The sequence below is a fragment of the Fictibacillus phosphorivorans genome (assembly GCF_001619875.1).
GTDB classification, from domain to species: domain Bacteria; phylum Bacillota; class Bacilli; order Bacillales; family Fictibacillaceae; genus Fictibacillus; species Fictibacillus phosphorivorans_B.
The window spans coordinates 392,857-412,082 of record NZ_LRFC01000001.1; the positions used below are offsets into that span (position 1 = coordinate 392,857).

Consider the following 19,226-nt stretch of genomic DNA (forward strand, 5'->3'; position numbering starts at 1 on the left):
CTTAATTTACCCGTTTCACTTTAAATGATGAGGAAGAAGGGGTAACCGGCTGGTGATTCTTAGGAATAAGTTCCCCGTATTCCCTGGACACCTCAACATACTGAACAACCTTATGATTGTCTAAAAACAGCAGCAGAAAAATATCATCACGGCTTTTCATGCCGCTCGGATCTTTAAACGTAAAGCCTAATTGCTTATTGATCTCTGACTGAGAAGTGTAAGGAGGGAATAAGTGCGCTTCGTCCCACTCAAATTCAGCAATCTTGTTCAAATTCAGTTTACCCTCATCTTTCATCACAGAATGAATAGACTGTTCTAAATTTTTGTTGTGCATTGCACCAAAACTGCAGCTCGATAATAACAGCACTGAAAAAACGATGAGGATTTTATTTTTCAAAACAGCCTCCTTCAAACATAATGAATGATTCATATTGAATTACGCGTTATGGATAATATAGGTTTCAGCGGTTTTAAACTTTTTTCACCGTTATGAAGATTTGAAGCACTTATTCAATCTTTGAAACGAACGCAAGTGTATAATTAATATATCATTCATATAGGAGGAACAATTATGAAATCAATAGATTTACTTATTCTTAATTTTAATGAAGTGAGACGAAGAAGCATAAAGCTTTGGAACTCAATTCCACAAGAGAAACTCCTTTGGAAGCCTGATGCTGAAGCTATGAATTGTATAGAAATGATTAGGCATGTATTAGATAGTGAGCATTATTATCACTTAGCCATTAAAAATAAAGGGAGCTTAAATGTTTACGAATCTCCATTTGAAAATAGACCATACACTACCGTGATGGATGAACTATCATTTGCAGAGCCTTATCGAAATGATTTTATACATACTGTTCAGTCATTTACCGAAGAAGACTTATTACAGGTAAAAATAGACCGCTCTGAATCAGGATACATACGAAATCTTGGAGACATGCTTCTACGGGTCGCTTATCATGAATCCGTACACACCGGTCAGTTATTGGATTATTTGAGAACTGCAGGTGTGTCAAGAGTCCGAATCTGGGATTGAGCATTTATTTAAGCAGCTTTTTTATTACGACGTTCTCAAGCCACTTCCACGGCAAAATCATTTTCAGAAACAGACTTAACTTCACACCTCTACCGATCGGATAGCGTAGTTTAGGTGTTTTTGTGGACGTTGCAATCCTTGTCACAAGTTTCGCCACATCAAGCGGATCACCATGACTGCCTTTCCCTGATTCAATATCTCTTAATAGTGCTTTCATATAAAAATGATAAGGAGATTCAGAGTCGATCGTCAATTTGTCGATAGACGACCAGATATTCGTTTGATAAGAACCCGGTTCGACTAGAACAACGTCAATACCAAACGGCTTCAGTTCCAGACGAAGGCTCTCACTGTATCCTTCCAATGCGTGCTTTGAAGCGGTATAGGATGAAAGCCCTGGGAAGCCGAACTTGCCTGATATGCTGCTCATGTTAATGATTCGGCCGCGACGATTTTTACGCATGATTGGAAGAACAGCTTGTGTGACTGCAATCACACCAAACACATTCGTCTCAAACTGCAAACGGTATTCGTCAATGGTCAGTTCTTCTGAAAAACCGCCAAGTGCGAACCCCGCGTTGTTCACGAGAACATCAATACTAGGAAACTTTTTTATGTAAGTTGTAAATGTGGAGACCGATTCAGCTGACGTGACATCAAGAGGGTGAAGGTGGATGCGGTCTGCCACATGATGACCATCTGCTAGTTTTAATAGAATCTCAGCACGATCCAAATTCCGCATCGTGCTGACCACATCAAAACCGGCTCTCGCAAGTTCCACAGCACAGTGCATGCCAAACCCGCTGGAAGTGCCGGTTACAATTGCTGTTTTTCTTTTCATGATAATCTCCTAATCTCTTCAAAAAGTCCGTATACTATTAAACTTAAACAAAAGTCACCTAGCATTCAACTATTTATAAGGGTTGTGCGGACTTCGATCTCGATAGTGGTGGAAAACCGCTGCAAAGCCAGCATACGAACCAACTGCAGCAATGCCATAGCCGATCCCCATAACGATCCCAGTCCAAAGACTATGAGGATGAGCGATAAAAACAGAAATAATCAGTCCGAGCAGGCTGGCGATCGTTGGAATCCAAGCAGAGAGAGAGGGGAAGAAGATTTTCAAAATTTCTATCATAACAATGATGGCAGGCACAGCGATTAATGCATCCCAAAAGTTAGTATGGATGAACGGGAACTCCAAATAGACGCCTCCTTACCATTTTAGCCCTTTATATACTCTATACAAATAACCGGCAATCTTTCCTTCTATTTGTCCACAACGTGCTGGAAAAAATTATCTAATATTACAATATGTAATTCATCATACATTTCGCCAAAAATTGTTATTGCGCTGTAACCGCCTTACAATCTCTCTGTCATCTCCACCTGTTAGTATGGGACAGGTCAGATTAATTAAGGTACAGAAAAGGGGATGTTATTTTGAAAAAGGCAGTAGCAGGATTTGCAATTGCAGGGGTTATGGCGTTCAATCCAGTAGTGGGTGAAGCCGCGCTCGGAGATCAGACGCTCAAACCTGGGATGCAGCATTCAGATGTACAAGACCTCCAACAAACATTAGATGAAAAAGGATACTTTTCTTATAGCAAAACAACCGATTATTATGGTGACTATACAACAGATGCAGTAAAAAATTTGCAAGCAGATAAAGGGATTACAGTAGATGGCATCGCTGGGGATGAGACCTTTAAAGCGCTCGGCGTTGATCAAAGCGGCGAACAAAGTGACTCGTCCATTGTAGAAGTAGCAAAAAAATACGAAGGCACACCTTATAAGTGGGGTGGGGAATCACCTGACGGCTTTGATTGCAGCGGATATTTAAATTATATCTTTGATGAAGCAGAAAACATTGACTTGCCTCGAACAGTGGATGGCATTTATGCAGAAGGAACAAAAGTGGATAAGCCAGCAGTTGGCGACATCGTTTTCTTTGATCTAGAAGGCGACGGACCGAGCCATGCCGGAGTTTACATTGGAAACGATCAGTTCATGCATGCGTCTTCATCAAAAGGCGTGACATCAGATGAACTCAGCAGTTCGTACTGGTCAGAGTATTATATTGGAGCGAAAAGCTACGAATAAATGATGGTATGCCATAGATTTTACGAAACACCTCGATTTTTGAGGTGTTTTTTAATGTAAAAAATTTCACGTACCGTATATGAGAATAATAGGTGAAACCACCAAAAAAACAGTTCCCGAGAGAACTGTTTTTTCATGTTTATTCGTCGTCAACTTCTCCAGAACGGTTCGTTTGTTGTGGCAGTGTATCCCAAAAACTTGCATCGACTGTGTCGATTGAGTCATCCGCAATCGCACGTACAGCTGCATCCAGCGTGACGATCGTTTGCTTGATCAAATAGCCGTTGCTCTTTTGCCCAAGCGCATAGTCTTCACGGTAGTGATCAGACATTCCGCGCATTTCAAAAAGGAGAGTGGAGATGTCGTAACGGATAGCAGCACCATTACGTCCAATGTTTGCGCCAGATCCGCCATCATATTTACCAATGTGTCCCCAGCCTGTGTTATGAATTGCATTGAACACTACTGCGCCAAGGCGTTTTGACTTTTCAACTACTTCCGGCTTCACGTTTGCATTTGTTGGATACAGCATAGAACCAGAAACAAGCTTTCCGTCCGTCTCACTTAACGTTCCCTGGTGGTGAAGATCAATCATGTAATCAATGTTATACTTCGCAAGCACATTTTCATGAAGGACACGAGCTTCTGGTTCCATTTCACTCGTTGGTTTATCATGTTCACGATTTAAGTCGATCTCATTCGCATTATAGCGAGTAAGGTGGCGGTCACCGTCAGCTAAGTAATCTTCAAGTGAGAAATTAACATCTCCCATTGCTCCATCAGCGTTCAGCATCGGAATAACAAGCACGTTTACGTTTTCCAACAGACCTTTGGTTTTATTTGTGCCAAGATGCTTCATAAATTCCAAAGCACCTTCCGTTGTCAGTTGTTCGTTTCCATGCTGCTGAGTCAAAAATAAAATGGTAGGGTTACTCGGATTTGATATGTACTTTGCCATGTAAATGTCTCGACCTTTTACGGTTTGACCAATCACTTCAAGTTTCATAGCATCTTGCTTGGCATCTAATGTTTTTAAAGTATCAACAAGCTCTTCATACGTATGTAGGATGGAAGTTTGAATGGATCCATTTCCTGCGCCAGGACCATTACCGACAGCATGTGCAGGTAAAGATACCGAAGTTAAAGCGCCAAAAGCCATTAGACCAGACAAGGTAACAGTCAGAACTTTCTTTTTCATTTTCAAAGGTACGCCTCCCGTATTTTGAATATTTCAAAAGATTTCTACTATTAAAGTGTACCGTACGCCTGACAGCTTTTTAATAGAGGGGACTACCCATTTTTAAGAAGGTGAATGGGGAGAAAGTTATGGAAATTTGACGAAGAAAGAAGGTAATTAGTAGGAAGTGTTCTTTTTTGTCCATAAAAAGAGGAGACTCCTTATCTCCCCGCTGTTTGTTGTTTCATATGTGTTTTCACTTTCCGAACTTCTCGTTTTTCCTTAGAAACCCCGCCAAACTTAAACACAATGACACCGCCGATGATCACGAGCACACCAGCTAGCTGCTGTGCGGTAAAGGGGATTTTTTCTAAACCGAACCAGCCTGCTGAATCCCATAATAATGCCGATCCGAGCTGTGAAGTCAAAACGATGGAAATAGCAAACGTCGGACCGAGCAACTTTGTTCCTTGCACCAAGCAGACAACAACTCCTACACCAATCAACCCGCTGAACCAAAACCATGTTTTCATGTTGTGAAGAGCAAAAAGCTCTGTTCCTTCAAAAACAAGCCCAAGCGTCATAGATGCAAGAAACCCTAGGCCCAACACCAATGCAGTGGTTGACCATGTTCCTGCATGATCGTTAACCCGTGTATTGAAAATGTTTTGCAGACCAACGAGTAAGCCGGCAATAACCGCAAAGAATAACCCTAAAAGCATGACTAACATCCCTCTCTATTCGTAAATATTTCTATGGTTGGCAAGCTTGCTTAAGCCGTCCCGATTCTTTACAACGATAAAACCTTTGTGCCGTTCTACCAATCCCTCTGATGAAAGGTGCTGAATGACGCGGTTCAAATGCCGGTAGCTCGTTCCGATCAAGTTTGCCGCATCCATTAAATGACTCGTGCTCAGCTTCCCGCTATAAAGAGCATCTGACTCATCAAAGCAAACAGATAACAGATAGCTCGCAAAACGCACTTCAACGGGGTAAAGCAAGTTAAAGCTCAATGAACTGGATTTCACGTAAAACTTTTCTGTGATCATTTTTAATAAAAATTTCAAAAACGGTGTGTGGTCGCTTGCGAATTTCTTTAACCAGCGGTGGTGTATCGCGATCATATGAACCTCGGAGACCGCTTCAACCGTGTTGATAAAATCCGTAACCTTTACATATTCAATATCGCCAACAACATCAAGCGGTGTTTTAAACGATAGAATAAGCGTCTTGCCTTCTGGTGAGGTGTTGAAAATTTTCAGCTTGCCTTTCACTAGCAGAAACAAATTTTCATAAGGATCGCCCTGGGAACAGATCAGCTCACCATGATCATAGCGATAAAGTGTCAAATAAGGCAAAAGTTCCTTATTTAACATAGGCTCAATTTCGTATGTCTGGATATAATGCTCAAGCAGATCTGGATCATGCAGCTCTTTCATTTATCACTTCACCTCAATTCTTACTACCTAAAATTTTAATATGACAACACCAGCAATCATCATTGCGATTCCGATAAATTGAGGAAGCTTCATTTCTTTCTTCATCACACCGAACCAGCCTTTGCCATCGATCAAAAAGGTGATCGAAAGCTGCGAGATCAATATGACAGCAATCGTTAACGTGACACCAATAGAATGGATGCCATAAATATTACCGTAAATGACAACAGCCGCAAATGATCCGCCCGTCAAATAGATCGGACGCACTTGTTTAAATTGTTTCCACTTTTTATCTTTTACGATCAACACGATCAAAAGAGCTGCGATGAAACCAGTCAATTGCGTAATGGTAGCCGCTTGCCAGGAACCAATGTCTTGACTGATCCGTGCGTTCGCAACACCTTGTAAGGTAATAAACGTTCCTGCCAAAAACGCGAACAGAATTCCTTTCATGTCATCACTTCCCAACGTCAAATTCTATATTTATTAAAGAATAAGTGAAGAGAGGTTGGGAAGGACATATGTCCCAGATGGAAAATTATTTATATAAATGTTAGAAGGATGATAGTTTCATGATGAATGCGTGCTTTTTCTTCCCACATTCCATATTTTGCGTTAAAATAAAAAACTGCACGAAAATCTCTATGAAAGAGGTAAATGCCATGAAACGCCTACAATCATTTTCAAACAAAAATAAAAACCAAAATCAAGATCCTCAAAGTATCGACGAAATTAAAAACCGTGAAAGCTGGTTAAAGATTATCATTATTGGAGCATTTGCATTATTACTTTTTTATAAAATCGCAACTGCACCATTTGTTTTCCGCTTTTCCGATTTTATATCCGTATTTTGCTCACTGTTCGCGATCGCCCTTTCACTCATCTATTTTAGCAAGATCAACAAGCTGGAGAAGATGATTGAGTTGCATATGTCTAAAACGGTTGTCACTGCAGAGCCGCCGCAACCCGTATCTGTAGAGGAAACAAAAGCCGTTGAACCTGTTGAACAACTTGAGCTTTTTGAAGAAGAAAAAGTGGAGAAGCCTGCAGCTATTGTGGACGAGGCAGAAGATGTGGTAGAGGAAGCAGAAGAACCGGAAGAAGAAGTGGTCTCAGAAGAAATCTGGGAAACACAGCGCATAAAAGAAGAAGAGCTGGCGAAGATCGAGATGGATAAAACGCAGATCTACAACGAGCTTTTCACACGAGCACAATTAAGCAACGAAGAGATGAAGTATTTTAACGAAAGAATTAGAGAAAAAGAAACGGAAAGTTTCAATACGAAACAAGAATTGAACCAATTCAAAGATCGCATACAAAATGTGTTCAAAAAAACGCCGCAGTTGTTCCAAAAGCGCGATTCCAGAATTGAAGGAATCGTCCGTATGATGAACCCGATCACGCTCAAAAACGCATCACTCGAAGACCTGAACCAACGTATGGACCAAGTGATCGACATCATACCGGAAGAAACACTCGACTCGTTAGTGAAAGACGGTTATTTAGATAATCAATATCATCTGACGCGTTCTGGTTATCGTGAATTCATGCATGTAAGTAAAACTTTTCAATAAAATAATGAGAAAAGGGTGTGCCTGAAGATAGAGGCACACCTTTTTTTGATGTGCATGTCCATTTGAAGTGTACAAAAAATGAAGTGTTCGTATGGAACGAACACCACTAAATAATGACGAGGTAATTCCATTTTTATAAGAGGTAATGCTCAATAAATCCGTGTATAACTTTCATAATTACGTATATAAAAATTTTTATCCGTTTTTCGACATAGTGCGTTAGATTACCCGCAAAAAAAGACTCATGAAAGTCCAATTAGCTTCACGAGTCTTAAATATCCCACTTTATTTTGCAAACAGATGATTTCCGATCTTCTTAACAGACGTTCTTGAGAAAATCCAGGTGTTTGTTGCCAGTTGGGGATTATAGTAATAAACCGACCCGTATGTTGGATCCCATCCTTTTATGGCATCCATCACAGCACGATAGGCATAGCTGTTCGGCTGTAAGTCATACTGACCGTCATGAACGGCAGTAAAGGCATTTGTTTGATGAATGACATTTCTTATTTGGTTCGGAAAGGCTGGATCATCCAAACGATTTAAGATAACAGCAGCTACCGCGACTTTGCCTATGTAGGATTCCCCTCTTGCTTCACCATGTACAACACGGGCCATCTGTTCGATGTCGTTTAGCATCAAAAAAGTGGCAGGCCCCGCTACACCATCAGAGGCAAGGTTCGTTTTGTACTGAAAATCGGCAACCGCTCGTTTTGTAATGGGGCCATAATACCCTGTAACGGGTCCGTAGAAAAAACCCATTTTCTTTAGCTTTTGTTGCAGGGCGGAAACCTCAGATCCCTGATTTCCAGTCGTTAAAAGGCCGTGTGCATGAACGTTTGTTGGAAGTAATAAAGTACCGACAACAACAAAATAGAGTAAACATCTGTTCATTATATCTCTCATCACTAACTCCTCTCACATCATGATTTCTATATATTATCAATAAAGGGTGATTTAGACATGAAGCGCATGCTCTATCTTTATAGAATCAAGTTTTACATCGAAAGTATGAAGTTTTGACAATTTACGATACAAAACTACCAACTATTTTGAAATAGGGTTTCATTGAAATAGAACGGGGGAAATAACAAGTTTGTTTCTATACGAATCGAAGTCAGCAAGTAAAAAAAACAAACCTACCCAACCACATCGGTTAAACAGATTTTGTTATTCACATACCGAAGTGTCCGGGCAGAACCCTGGATATTTCGAGCATAGTTCTTTGTAGGCTGTTGGGTATTGTTTGCTTAGAAAATCAATATAACAGAGAATTCTGTGGTTTTGGATAAAACGATTATTTTTAAAGTTCAATTGAAATTCTTGTCCAATCGGAAGGTTCAAAAGGGGCTTTTTCTTAAAAAAGAGAGGAGTCATACAGTTGGAGATGGCATCATGAACATTGACAATGCGAATGCTGTTTTTAACTTCTTCATAGAACTTTTTAGTGAATGCTTCATCAGCAATTGGTAAGCTTGCAAAACTATAGAGAATCGGATTCTTAAAAGGCGTGTTCACTGCAGCATCAAGCGTGAAAAGTGCAGCAATGCCGCCGCCAAGGCTATGGCCGGTAACAATCAGTTTCTTTTCTTTTGTATAAAGTTTTTTGATTTCCTGTAAAAGAGAATCTCTAAAAGATTCATAGATACGGGTAATTCCGCGGTGGGTCTTCCCACTACTTTTAACATAGAGGTAAGGTGTTAAGATAACATCCAAATAAGAACTCACATTATCCATGGTTTTCGTTCCCCGAAAGGCTACCACCACTGAATCCTTTGAATTTGCAATAAAACCGAACGTCTCACCTGAACGAGAAGTAATCACATGCTGTAATTGAAAATGGGGAGGCAGCATAAAAGCGCTCGAATCGTAAACCATATACGCCTGAAAAGTCATCACAGCGAGAAAGAGAGCGAGTTTCTCGTCAAAAGGAAATACTTCTTTATTTGTTTTCACACAGATCACTCCTTGATTCACCGATTTAATAGTATATGAGGGACCATGTGGACAAGTATAGACAAGTATACTATTGGGATGGACCCATTTTGCAGGTGATGAGAGGATAGCTGTTTAGCAAGCAGGGGAAATGGTTACATAATAGAAGTATGTACGTTTGTCATGATTAAAGAGAGGACGTTTTTCCATGCTAACGAAAACAATGCTTAGTTTAATTTTTGTAATAGGGTTTGCACTCGTACATTTAAGCTCGAAGTACATCAGCTTTATGAGTGATTCTCTGCGCAGCAAGTTCCTCTCGTTTGCTGGAGGTGTTGCGGTTTCTTATGTATTTCTGCATCTGATCCCAGATCTCACTCATTACCAGGAAAAAGTTGAACCATCGCTCGATAATGGCGTTGGTAAGTATATTGAGGATCATATTTATATGATTGCAATGTTCGGACTCGCACTATTTTATGGACTTGAACGAATGGTGAAGAAATCAAAAAAGAAGCGGAGCGGCAGCTCGAACTCTGAAGATGCCTCGGCTTCAAGCGGGGTTTTTTGGATTCATACCGCGTCCTTTTTTGTTTATAATGCCGTAATCGGTTACTTGCTCATAAGAGAAGAGTTTGAAACAAAATGGGGGATGTTCTTCTTTTTTACCGCGCTTAGCATCCACTTTGTCGCAAACGACTGGGGTCTTAGGAAAGACCACAAACATACATATGACAAATACGGAAGAGTTCTTCTGACTATTGCAATCCTGTTAGGCTGGGGAATCGGTGTACTAACCGCTGTTCATGACGTGGTTCTCTCCGTTCTTGTTGCCCTGCTTGCGGGAGGAATCATACTAAACGTATTAAAAGAAGAGCTGCCTGAGGATCAGGAAAGCAGTTTTCTTGCCTTTTGCACAGGTTTAGCAGGTTATTCGGTTTTAATGATGATGGTATAACATGCTAATAAAAAGAGAGCCGTTCATTTAGGTTGAACGGCTCTCTTCGTGTTTTTTGCAGATTGCTCTTTTGACGGTTCTCGAAACTTTATAAGAAGGAGTGAGACGCCTATCCCGATAATAGTCAGCACGAGCATCACGCCGTAAATGGCATGTATGCCTGATGCCACGATTTCTTGCAGTTTCGCTAATTGACCGGTCGGCAATTCGCCTCCATGCTCAAAGGAAGCATTCAAATCAAGGTCTTGTCCAGTACTCTCAAGCTTTGAAAGAGTAATCAAGTTAAAAATAGTGCCGAAAACAGCTGAACCCAGGGTTTGGCTAAACGTATTTGTGAACGTGTTGGACGCAACAGCCACTCCGCGTTTATTTGATGGAACCGATGCTTGAATGATTAACATGTAGATTGGAGTAATGAGCCCCATCCCAAGTCCTAAAACACCTGAAGCCACATAGATCAAGAACGTTGGTGAATGCGCATCTAATAAGTAGAAAAGGAGTGAAGCGGCACTTACTACGCTGATGCCGAGTGTAATAATCCAATTATCTTTCAACCGGCCCACAAGATTCCCTGCAACAAGTGAACCTAACGTCCACATAACAGGAAGCGGCATCAGCACGAATCCCGCTTGTGTGGCCGTTTTCCCCATCACTCCTTGACTCCAGATCGGCAAGTATATCGTGATGCAAATAACAACTGCGCCAGAAATAAGCGTTAGGGAATTGACGATCAACACACTTTTATTAGAAAAAAGATTAAGCGGAATAAGTGGCTCAGGTGACTTTTTCTCGATTAAGACGAACCCAACATAAAGAAGAGCGGAAATAACGAAAAGCCCGATAATGAGCGGATTACCCCATTCTTGAGTCTGACTGCCTGTTAAGAGTGCGTACAAAAAGGCGATCGTCGCAAGGGAGAAGGTAACAGCTCCCCAGTAATCAATGTGCGGTTTTCCTTTTGAAAGATTTTCTTTATAGTTGGCGGCCAGCATGAAAAAGGCCACAAGACCAAACGGAATATTTAAGAAAAAGATATAACGCCACGACAACGTATCAACAAGAAAACCACCTGCTAGTGGACCGAGCACCCCTGCAACACCCCAGACAGCAGAAATCCAGCCTTGTGCTTTTGCGCGTTCTTTCGCTTCAGAATACAGATCCCCAATAATGGTCATCGTGATCGGCATAACAGCACCAGCGCCAAGACCTTGAATCGCCCGATAGAGGATAAGCTGCTCCATCGACATCGCAATTCCGCATAAAGCAGATCCTGCTAAGAATAAAATAATACCGGCAAGAATGACTTTTTTTCGGCCAAACAAGTCAGCGAGTTTTCCGTAGATCGGTGTGGAAACCGCAGTCGCCAGCATATAGACCGCATACACCCAGCTCACGAGCTCGATGCCAGACAAGTCGCTCGTAATTCGTGGAACGGCCGTACTCACAATGGTTCCTTCCATCGCGGCAAGAACGGTCACGAGCAATAAAGCGGTCATGATTTGTTTTCTCATATAAGTCCTCCTCAACAGCAAAAGTACATCATATAGTTCATAAAGTTAAATAAGTAGTAAACCCAAGAAAATAGTTTATCACGTTGATGAGGGATAAGCCATATTTACGAACCATCTAAAGCCATTTTGGTGATTGGACAGACTACATGTGAGTTTGGACAGATTATTGCATCAACTGGACAGATTATGGTGAAGATTGGACAAATTAGGAGAGGAATCGGACAATTTATGAGTTGAATCCAACAGATTCGCCCCTTTCCATATCGGTTTATACGTCAGGCTGAAGGAAACGAGAGTAAGAATGGTGAACAAGTTTAGGATATCGTTTTCATAAACATTGATTGAGAAGAGGTATCGTGTGAAAAAGTTAATAATCGGCAGCGTTTTCTTCATTTCCAGTATCGTATTGTTTGGCATGACACTTATATCAGCATCCGTCTATTCACTTTACTTAACAGCACCAGATATCGGAGGATACGAAACAAATCTTGGATTATTCGGAACAGCATTAAAAGAAGTGGGGATTGCTCCACTAAGCATGAGTTTGGTCTTGCTAGTTGCTGGCATTTACCTTTTTATAAAATCAGAATCGAGGTGAATGGAGGATGAACAATCAGCTGCAACAAATAAGACCTGTTACAACAAAAAGTAAATCACTCCCGCAAAAAGCCATAAGCTCATTACTCGTTTTCCTTCTAGGATCGTTTTTCGGATTCATAGCAAAATTTGTGGATGGAACGACAATAGGATTAATCGGCACTGATCTTGGAATTTGGATCCTCATCACCACAATGATAGCAGCGTGGAGCCGGTCTCCAAATGCTGCGGCACTGCATGCTTTTATTTTTCTAGCCAGCATGCTAATGGTGTATTACATGTATTCCACAATACTATTTGGATTCTTTCCATCACGTATTTTTCTAGGGTGGGGTATTATGGCCTTGTTTTCACCAATAGGGGGATACGCCGTTTGGTTCGCACGCGGAAAAGGATGGCTCGCAGCACTTTCTGCGTCACTGCCAATCAGTCTCTTAATTGTCCAAGGCTATCCCTATTTATATACCTTTATTCCTTCAAGAGGGTTTGATCTATTGGCAGCATTACTTCTCATTATGCTGTTGCCAAAAACCGGTCTGCAGCGTCTGCGAATCCTGCCTTTTACGGCAGCATGGACTCTCCTCATTGAAAGATTAGGGCTTCTTTATATGTTGCCAGTATAAAGTTCTCAAAGAACAAAATTATTCCAAAATATAGATTGAATTTCCTTTTGGAATAAATTAGAATAAATCGAATGCATTTCTGTTCATTAAATTTAAAATGTAAAAGGTGAAGAGATGAACGAATTAAAAGTTAGAAGTATGTTGAAGCAGATTAGAAGTGATGACCCTGATAAAAGGTTTGAGGGGCTTGACCTTTTATACGAGTTTAAAGAAGAAGAAAACGAAAAGATCAGACTGGAGCTTTTATTAGAAATGATAGAAGTAGCCGCACGCCATTTTCCAAAATCGGTAGATAAGTGGGATAATCCGTCGTTTTATTTAATCGATTTCGTTTGTGATTACCCGATGCCAGAAGTAATCGACCACTTAATTAAGCATTTTGATTCCTTCTCACCCGCTGCGCAAATACGGGCGGTTGAACTTTTTTTACTGACAGAGGATGAAGAGATCTTTTTTGAAATAGAAGAGAAGCTTGCCGAATTGATCAATAAAGAGGAGGTTCATCTCCCGGTCGAGCAGCTTGTGAACTTTCCTGTATTCGTTCGAAATATCTTAAACAAAACGATCGACCGCATCCTCACGCCTCACTATAAGTTCATGATGTATGACATGATTCATTCGGTTATTGAATCTGGAGTAGAGTGGGAATATAAGAAAGATACGGTTCTGCCGATTCTCCTTGCAGACTATGAAACAACGAGAACACAATATCTTTCATATGATAGAGAATACTCTGCTAAGTTTGTTTACACCGCATGGAAAGAAGACTACATAACAATTCGTTTTCACATGGGGCTTCTTCTGCAGTTGATGAACTACTACTATACGCTCGAATGCGAAGAGTATCTTAGCGAAGCAGTGCGTTTCAAAGATCCACTCATTGCTGAAAAAGCTGTAATCGTAAGTTTAATCAAACACGTGAAAGTAGAAGAAGAGGTGCTCCTTCAGTTAGCTGAAAACTTAGAGAGTGCAGAAGATTTCTATTGGGACTTGAAGGGTGCGAGCAAAGAGAACCTCTACCCTATAAAAGATAAAAAACAGCCGATCATGGCTCAATCTAAAATGTTCACGCATCTCGTATACATGCAGGATGAGGAAGATGGAAGATTACTAGGCAAGTTTCCTGAAAACATTCATGTTCTAGATTCGATAGATACCGAGAATCAATACGGCCAGCCTGTACGATATTATTTACTCAGTTTCAAAGAATCAGGTACAGACTATGTGGGCTGGGCAGGCGGCTTTTCCTTAGAAGACGGGGATGACACCGCTCATGTTTGGGAAGGGACGTATACAGATTTCGTAGAGCTTGATGCGAAATCGATCGCTCAGCACAAAGAGGAGTTTTTGGTGAAGCGCGAAGACACAAAGAAACAGCATCACACTGAAATCCATTATGAAAGTTCTCCAAAGCTATCAAAAGGAATGTGGTTCTTTTATGCGATTCTGATCTCGCACTGGACGCGAACGTTCATGGATGGCATTGACGATGGAATCTTTATCTCTATTGGATTTACGATAATCGGGTTGATATTAACAGTCCTTGAGTTTTGGAAGATTAAGAGAAGCAAGGTGTTCATCGTTGGGCAAGACCTTGTTGTGCAAAAAGGCAGCAAAACAAACGTGATTCAGATTCAAGATATTAAAAAAGTGAAATACAACAAAAAAAGAATTTCTGTTTTTAATAAGAAAAACGAGGAACAGCTCGTCATCCCAATGAAATGGGTAGATTACGACCATTTTGCTTATGTGTTGATGGAACAAACGGAGCATCTGCGTGATCGTCCTTTTATTGAAGAATAGGTTTTTCCTTTATTGGCTTTGAAAGTAGTTGATTTTCGTTCCAGATGCTCGCTTTCCTCGGGGCAGGCGGTGAGCCACATTCGTAACGTTTCACTCTTAAGTGTCTCACCTGACGGCTTGTCCCGAAGGAGTCTCGCATCTTACACTCCAATAAACTAGTCAATGAAGTAAATAAATTTACAGAACTAAAGCAACAATCTTTTAGAGAAGAGCCAAACCAAAAAACCAACCGGATTATACTTATTCCGGTTGGTTTTTCTTCATGTTAGCCGTAATATCATATGGATCATAAATCATTACAAAGGTAGAAAAGGGAATGTGATCAAACCTGACTTCTTCGACCACGGAAAACCCTAGATGCTTATAGATCCTCACATTTTTTATTGTTTCTGTTTGAAGCAGACAAAATGTCTTTCTTTTCTTTGTTTCTTCAATTGCTGCTTTCATCATTTTTGTCATATGTCCTTGATGGCGGCGAGCGGGATCCACACAAACCGAATCGACCAAAAGGAAGTTGTCGAATCGCTTTTTATAGGTTGCCAGAGTGCTGTTGGCGGGCTGCAAGCGGCTCGCTTTTCGCATGAATTCAATCAGTGACAGGTGAATCAGAAATTGAGGAAGCCGAATCCCGCAGGTTAACGCCGCATGAAGCAGTTTTGCAATTTTCGTTTTCTCTCCGTGCACTGATACACAAAAAAGTCCCTCTACAAGATCTGAAGTCACATACAATCTGCCATTGGACTCTAGGACTTTGATGACAATCGGAAAGGTCATCCTCAAGATTTTTCTTCTTTTTTTCAACTCGGGGAAGAAGTAAACGAACATGGGATTATCAATAAAGGATGCAGTTAGTATCTCACTTGCTCGTTTTATGTGTCTTTTTTGTAACGGCATTAAGTGATCATACATGAAGTGATCTCCTTCCGATGCTGTAAACCAACTATATGCACAGAAAAGTTGTATATATTCTGATTTCATCTTGCGAACAAACTAATAGATATGTTAAATTGTGTGAATATTATAAAAACAAGGAGGCTTATACGTGACACATTATAACGGCAAAACATTCGTCTCGGTAGAAAACTCTGCAAACGGCGAAGTGTCCTCACAAACGATTTTTCACTACATACAAGAAGGAAATGTTTTATCAGCGTCCTATAGCGGCGGGGAAATTGTGAAAGGGACACTGATCGGATTGGTAAACAAAGATGGCAGCTTGCAGTTTAGGTACAATCATGTCAACAAACTCAATGAAATTAGAGGAGGAGAATGTTATTCAACACCTGAAGTACTGCCTGACGGTAGAATCCGTTTGCATGAAAAATGGAAATGGGTTGAAGGAAGTGAAGGAGAATCGGTCATAGAGGAAGTGAAATAATTCTTCTAAAACAGAGGGACTAGAACTCTCTGTTTTTTTATGTGCAGCCATTTATCACCAAAATATCATAGTCAAGCTATAGTGGTGCAAGAAAAAACTTACTTATAATAAAAGGGGATATTGAAGGAAAGAGGAGTTTCATATGAAAAGAAAAAAGATAAAAGTGCTCATGGTAATAGTAGCCTTAATCACGTTTATATACGTGAACAATAGCTCCCTTTTTGTTAAAACTGATGAAGAGAAGAAACCATGGCTGCTCGCACATAGAGGAATGGCTCAAACATTTGATATGGAAGGGGTCACGGGTGACACCTGTACGGCTGAAATGATTCACCAACCTGAACATAGTTATTTGGAAAACACCATTTCTTCAATGGAAGCTGCATTTAATAAGGGTGCGGACGTTGTGGAGTTTGATGTTCAGATGACAAAAGACAATGACTTTGCAGTTTTCCATGACTGGACACTTGAGTGCAGAACGAATGGAGAAGGTGTAACAAGAGAGCACACGATGAATGAACTGAAGCAACTAGATATAGGCTACGGCTATACGGCGGACAAAGGAAAAACCCATCCTTTACGAGGCAAAGGAATAGGACTGATGCCTTCTCTTGACGAGGTGTTGACCGAGTTTCGGGATCAGTCTTTCTTGATTCATATAAAAAGTGATGACCCTGCCGAGGGGGAGCTGCTTGCTAAACATTTATCCAAGTTGCCAAAAGACAGATTGACTCAACTCTCTGTATATGGCGGAGATCAGCCGATTAATTCGTTAAAAGAAAAACTTCCAGAAATGCGGGTTATGTCAAAACAAACGATGAAAGACTGCATGCTTCCGTACATGGCAGTAGGTTGGACAGGGTACGTGCCATCAAAATGTGAAAACACACAAATTCATATGCCAGAGAGTTATGGGAAATGGATGTGGGGTTGGCCAGAAAAATTTATTAGCCGGTTAGAAGATCGCGGGACCCGAGTTATCATAGTGGCGGGTAACGGAGGTTGGTCTGAAGGATATGATTCAGTAAAAGACCTTAAACGATTACCGGACCATTACACAGGAGGAATCTGGACAAACCGGATTGATGAGATTGTAGATGAAGTACATCAACAATAATGATAAACAAAGAAAGGGAGATAGATCGAAATCTTAAGGATTCGGTTTTGAGGTACATAATGTTAATTGACACTTAAAATAAATGACCTTTATTGGCCACTAGAGGATGTTTGCAAGACAGACAAATACAACAACACTTTTTTAAAAATAGCTATGTTAAAGAATTGTGTTAATATTTGCCATAAACGAACACTTGTTCTATTATAGGTTTATAAGAAAAAATATGGATGGGGTCTTAGGAGGATGTATTATGCAGAAAAAAGCTTTAGTAATCATTGATATTCAAAATGACATAACAAAGAATTACAAAGATATCATTGACAATATCAACAAATCAATTGATTGGGCGGTTGAAAATAATATTCATGTTGTTTATATAAGACATGAGAATTTGTCACCTGGTACGAGAACTTTTAAAACAGATACACGAGGTGCCGAATTAGCTCCAGATTTGAAAATAGTATCAGAAAATGTTTTTACAAAATATAAAGGAAACGCATTAACGAGTGAAGAATTCAAAGATTTTATTAGTATAAATGAAATAAAAGACTTCTTAATCACTGGAGCAGATGCTATTGCTTGTGTTAAGTCAACTTGCTATAACTTACGTAAATTAAACTATAGAGTTAGTGTACTATCAGATTGCATTACAAGTTATGATAAAAAGAAAATTGATTCTATAATAGACTATTATGAAAGTAAAGGATGCGAGATAATTTGTTTGAATGACTTATTGAGTTAAGAATTCTTAGGTCCATTTATTCATCCATAGGTAGTTTTAGCATGCTGCTTTACGTCGTTTCTTAGAGTATCAATATGGCCTACGCCTAAAAATAAGAACTCGATTGGGGTTCTTATTTTATGTTCATTTATCGTATGCCAACTACAGTGCTAATTAATATACCAATTTATAATAATTTCATAACAAAAATAAAAAGACGAAACCCTTGCGATTTCGCCTCCAAAAATACTGCTAATAATAATGTTTGCACCTCAAAAACTGAACCCGTTAACCGATATCTATCTTTCTTTTATGAGGGTTTTTGTTTATTGACGCTCAGAATCTTTTTCATAAGCAATTACAATTAAGGCTTTGTTCGACTGCCCACTTAACTTCTCTTCAAAAGATTGCAGCTCGTTTACCAAATCCTCTGAAAGATCGGCAGCCGCATATTCTTTATTTTGATCCATCTGTATCCACTCTCCTTTTTACCACTATTCTTGCCATTACGGTTATGAATTAATCTAAATAGAAAACAACCTGTATAATAGAAGGAGTAGCTAAACCATCATTAAACGAGAAACAAAATAAGAGGTGAACCATGAATCCAACAATAGAGTCCCATTTTGAAAATCTAAACTCACCCGATAAAAACACTCAATACGAAGCGTATAACCAAATTATTGAGGCGACTCAGCAACCGGTCGATTGGGCATATGAAGTATGGGATCAGTTGAAAGAAGATTTGAATGACCCTGACAATCATCGCCGATCTAGAGCAGCACAATTTCTCGCGCATTTAGCAATCAGCGATCCTGAAAAAAGAATTCTACAAGACTTCCCTGCCATATGGAACGTAACATATGATAAGAAGTTTGTGACGGCTCGCCATAGCTTGCAATCCATTTGGAGGATCGCCCTTGCTGGAAGTGAACAAAAAGAGTTGGTCGTTAACCATCTGGTTGATCGCTTTCATGCCTGTGAAGAGGAAAAGAACGTCACGTTGATTCGAAGTGATATTCTTCAAGCCTTACGTAATCTGAATGATGAAGTTAATGAGGAAAAGATTAAAAGAATGGCCATGGAGTTAATTGAAACCGTAACGGACCCTAAATACAAAAAGAAGTATTTAGCGATTTGGAAGTGATCTGAGAGTAAAGTCCTGCTTTTTCTTCAATTTAATTGAACCAATCAACCTATTTCACAACCTGACTCTTTTCTCTACACTTTATCTTATTATCCATTTAA

Annotated in this window: 23 protein-coding genes; 11 read left to right on the forward strand and 12 right to left on the reverse strand. The window is 40.0% G+C overall.

Features of this window, described 5'->3' with window-relative positions:
* Position 1: 1 nt before the first annotated feature.
* Complete coding sequence (locus tag AWM68_RS01935; RefSeq protein WP_066236398.1) at positions 2-397, reverse strand: hypothetical protein; 396 nt, start codon at positions 395-397, stop codon at positions 2-4.
* Between the two features lie 174 nt (positions 398-571).
* On the opposite strand from AWM68_RS01935, the gene AWM68_RS01940 reads away from it, so the two are divergent.
* Positions 572-1,042 carry a DinB family protein gene (locus AWM68_RS01940; RefSeq protein WP_066236399.1) on the forward strand — a complete coding sequence of 157 codons (471 nt, stop codon included), beginning with the start codon at positions 572-574 and terminating at the stop codon, positions 1,040-1,042.
* A gap of 4 nt (positions 1,043-1,046) precedes the next feature.
* On the opposite strand, the gene AWM68_RS01945 is transcribed toward AWM68_RS01940, so the two are convergent.
* Positions 1,047-1,883, reverse strand: coding sequence for an oxidoreductase (locus tag AWM68_RS01945; protein ID WP_066236400.1), 837 nt, complete (start codon positions 1,881-1,883; stop codon positions 1,047-1,049).
* A 69-nt stretch (positions 1,884-1,952) separates the two neighbouring features.
* Complete coding sequence (locus AWM68_RS01950) at positions 1,953-2,246, reverse strand: hypothetical protein (protein WP_066236401.1); 294 nt, start codon at positions 2,244-2,246, stop codon at positions 1,953-1,955.
* Between the two features lie 239 nt (positions 2,247-2,485).
* Here AWM68_RS01950 and AWM68_RS01955 point away from each other — a divergent pair, with 239 nt between their 5' ends.
* Positions 2,486-3,145 (forward strand): C40 family peptidase, encoded by a 660-nt coding sequence (locus tag AWM68_RS01955; protein ID WP_066236402.1) that lies wholly within the window; start codon positions 2,486-2,488, stop codon positions 3,143-3,145.
* Between the two features lie 139 nt (positions 3,146-3,284).
* Here AWM68_RS01955 and AWM68_RS01960 read toward each other — a convergent pair whose 3' ends face one another.
* The 4 genes from AWM68_RS01960 to AWM68_RS01975 form a co-directional block, all read right to left on the reverse strand.
* Complete coding sequence (locus AWM68_RS01960) at positions 3,285-4,343, reverse strand: M14 family zinc carboxypeptidase (protein ID WP_066237427.1); 1,059 nt, start codon at positions 4,341-4,343, stop codon at positions 3,285-3,287.
* Between the two features lie 200 nt (positions 4,344-4,543).
* Entirely contained in the window at positions 4,544-5,044 is a 501-nt protein-coding gene (locus AWM68_RS01965) for a DMT family transporter (protein ID WP_066236403.1), read from the reverse strand.
* Between the two features lie 15 nt (positions 5,045-5,059).
* Positions 5,060-5,761, reverse strand: a complete 702-nt coding sequence (locus tag AWM68_RS01970) for a Crp/Fnr family transcriptional regulator (protein ID WP_066236404.1) — start codon at positions 5,759-5,761, stop codon at positions 5,060-5,062.
* Between the two features lie 27 nt (positions 5,762-5,788).
* Entirely contained in the window at positions 5,789-6,214 is a 426-nt protein-coding gene (locus AWM68_RS01975; RefSeq protein ID WP_066236405.1) for a DMT family transporter, read from the reverse strand.
* Between the two features lie 209 nt (positions 6,215-6,423).
* Between AWM68_RS01975 and AWM68_RS01980 the strand changes: the two genes are divergently transcribed.
* Positions 6,424-7,335 carry a hypothetical protein gene (locus tag AWM68_RS01980; RefSeq protein WP_066236406.1) on the forward strand — a complete coding sequence of 304 codons (912 nt, stop codon included), beginning with the start codon at positions 6,424-6,426 and terminating at the stop codon, positions 7,333-7,335.
* Positions 7,336-7,620: 285 nt separating this feature from the next.
* Here the strand turns inward: AWM68_RS01980 and AWM68_RS01985 are convergent, their stop codons facing one another.
* Both AWM68_RS01985 and AWM68_RS01990 read right to left on the reverse strand, forming a co-directional pair.
* Positions 7,621-8,241: a cell wall hydrolase gene (locus AWM68_RS01985; protein WP_156488274.1), complete on the reverse strand. Its 621-nt coding sequence runs from the start codon at positions 8,239-8,241 to the stop codon at positions 7,621-7,623.
* A gap of 264 nt (positions 8,242-8,505) precedes the next feature.
* Positions 8,506-9,291: a lipase family protein gene (locus AWM68_RS01990; protein WP_066236407.1), complete on the reverse strand. Its 786-nt coding sequence runs from the start codon at positions 9,289-9,291 to the stop codon at positions 8,506-8,508.
* 187 nt (positions 9,292-9,478) lie between these two features.
* Between AWM68_RS01990 and AWM68_RS01995 the strand changes: the two genes are divergently transcribed.
* Positions 9,479-10,228 (forward strand): ZIP family metal transporter, encoded by a 750-nt coding sequence (locus AWM68_RS01995; RefSeq protein WP_066236408.1) that lies wholly within the window; start codon positions 9,479-9,481, stop codon positions 10,226-10,228.
* 23 nt (positions 10,229-10,251) lie between these two features.
* On the opposite strand, the gene AWM68_RS02000 is transcribed toward AWM68_RS01995, so the two are convergent.
* A complete protein-coding gene (locus tag AWM68_RS02000; protein ID WP_066236409.1) occupies positions 10,252-11,739 on the reverse strand; it encodes an MDR family MFS transporter in 1,488 nt (495 codons plus the stop codon).
* Between the two features lie 358 nt (positions 11,740-12,097).
* Between AWM68_RS02000 and AWM68_RS02005 the strand changes: the two genes are divergently transcribed.
* The 3 genes from AWM68_RS02005 to AWM68_RS02015 all read left to right on the forward strand — a co-directional run bounded on the left by AWM68_RS02005 (position 12,098) and on the right by AWM68_RS02015 (position 14,762).
* Positions 12,098-12,337 carry a hypothetical protein gene (locus tag AWM68_RS02005; RefSeq protein WP_066236410.1) on the forward strand — a complete coding sequence of 80 codons (240 nt, stop codon included), beginning with the start codon at positions 12,098-12,100 and terminating at the stop codon, positions 12,335-12,337.
* Between the two features lie 7 nt (positions 12,338-12,344).
* Positions 12,345-12,959, forward strand: coding sequence for a DUF6518 family protein (locus tag AWM68_RS02010; RefSeq protein WP_066236411.1), 615 nt, complete (start codon positions 12,345-12,347; stop codon positions 12,957-12,959).
* Between the two features lie 114 nt (positions 12,960-13,073).
* Positions 13,074-14,762, forward strand: coding sequence for a hypothetical protein (locus tag AWM68_RS02015; RefSeq protein WP_066236412.1), 1,689 nt, complete (start codon positions 13,074-13,076; stop codon positions 14,760-14,762).
* A gap of 240 nt (positions 14,763-15,002) precedes the next feature.
* Here AWM68_RS02015 and AWM68_RS02020 read toward each other — a convergent pair whose 3' ends face one another.
* Complete coding sequence (locus AWM68_RS02020; RefSeq protein ID WP_066236413.1) at positions 15,003-15,671, reverse strand: GNAT family N-acetyltransferase; 669 nt, start codon at positions 15,669-15,671, stop codon at positions 15,003-15,005.
* A gap of 133 nt (positions 15,672-15,804) precedes the next feature.
* Here AWM68_RS02020 and AWM68_RS02025 point away from each other — a divergent pair, with 133 nt between their 5' ends.
* The 3 genes from AWM68_RS02025 to AWM68_RS02035 all read left to right on the forward strand — a co-directional run bounded on the left by AWM68_RS02025 (position 15,805) and on the right by AWM68_RS02035 (position 17,999).
* Positions 15,805-16,140: a n-acetylglutamate synthase gene (locus AWM68_RS02025; RefSeq protein ID WP_066236414.1), complete on the forward strand. Its 336-nt coding sequence runs from the start codon at positions 15,805-15,807 to the stop codon at positions 16,138-16,140.
* Positions 16,141-16,282: 142 nt separating this feature from the next.
* Positions 16,283-17,257, forward strand: a complete 975-nt coding sequence (locus AWM68_RS02030) for a glycerophosphodiester phosphodiesterase family protein (RefSeq protein ID WP_066236415.1) — start codon at positions 16,283-16,285, stop codon at positions 17,255-17,257.
* Positions 17,258-17,507: 250 nt separating this feature from the next.
* A complete protein-coding gene (locus AWM68_RS02035; protein WP_066236416.1) occupies positions 17,508-17,999 on the forward strand; it encodes a cysteine hydrolase family protein in 492 nt (163 codons plus the stop codon).
* Positions 18,000-18,304: 305 nt separating this feature from the next.
* On the opposite strand, the gene AWM68_RS21205 is transcribed toward AWM68_RS02035, so the two are convergent.
* The gene (locus AWM68_RS21205) at positions 18,305-18,448 is read right to left on the reverse strand and encodes a hypothetical protein (RefSeq protein WP_156488275.1); all 144 of its coding nucleotides are present in this window, start codon (positions 18,446-18,448) and stop codon (positions 18,305-18,307) included.
* Between the two features lie 131 nt (positions 18,449-18,579).
* On the opposite strand from AWM68_RS21205, the gene AWM68_RS02040 reads away from it, so the two are divergent.
* Positions 18,580-19,125 carry a hypothetical protein gene (locus tag AWM68_RS02040; RefSeq protein ID WP_066236417.1) on the forward strand — a complete coding sequence of 182 codons (546 nt, stop codon included), beginning with the start codon at positions 18,580-18,582 and terminating at the stop codon, positions 19,123-19,125.
* Positions 19,126-19,226: the final 101 nt, after the last annotated feature.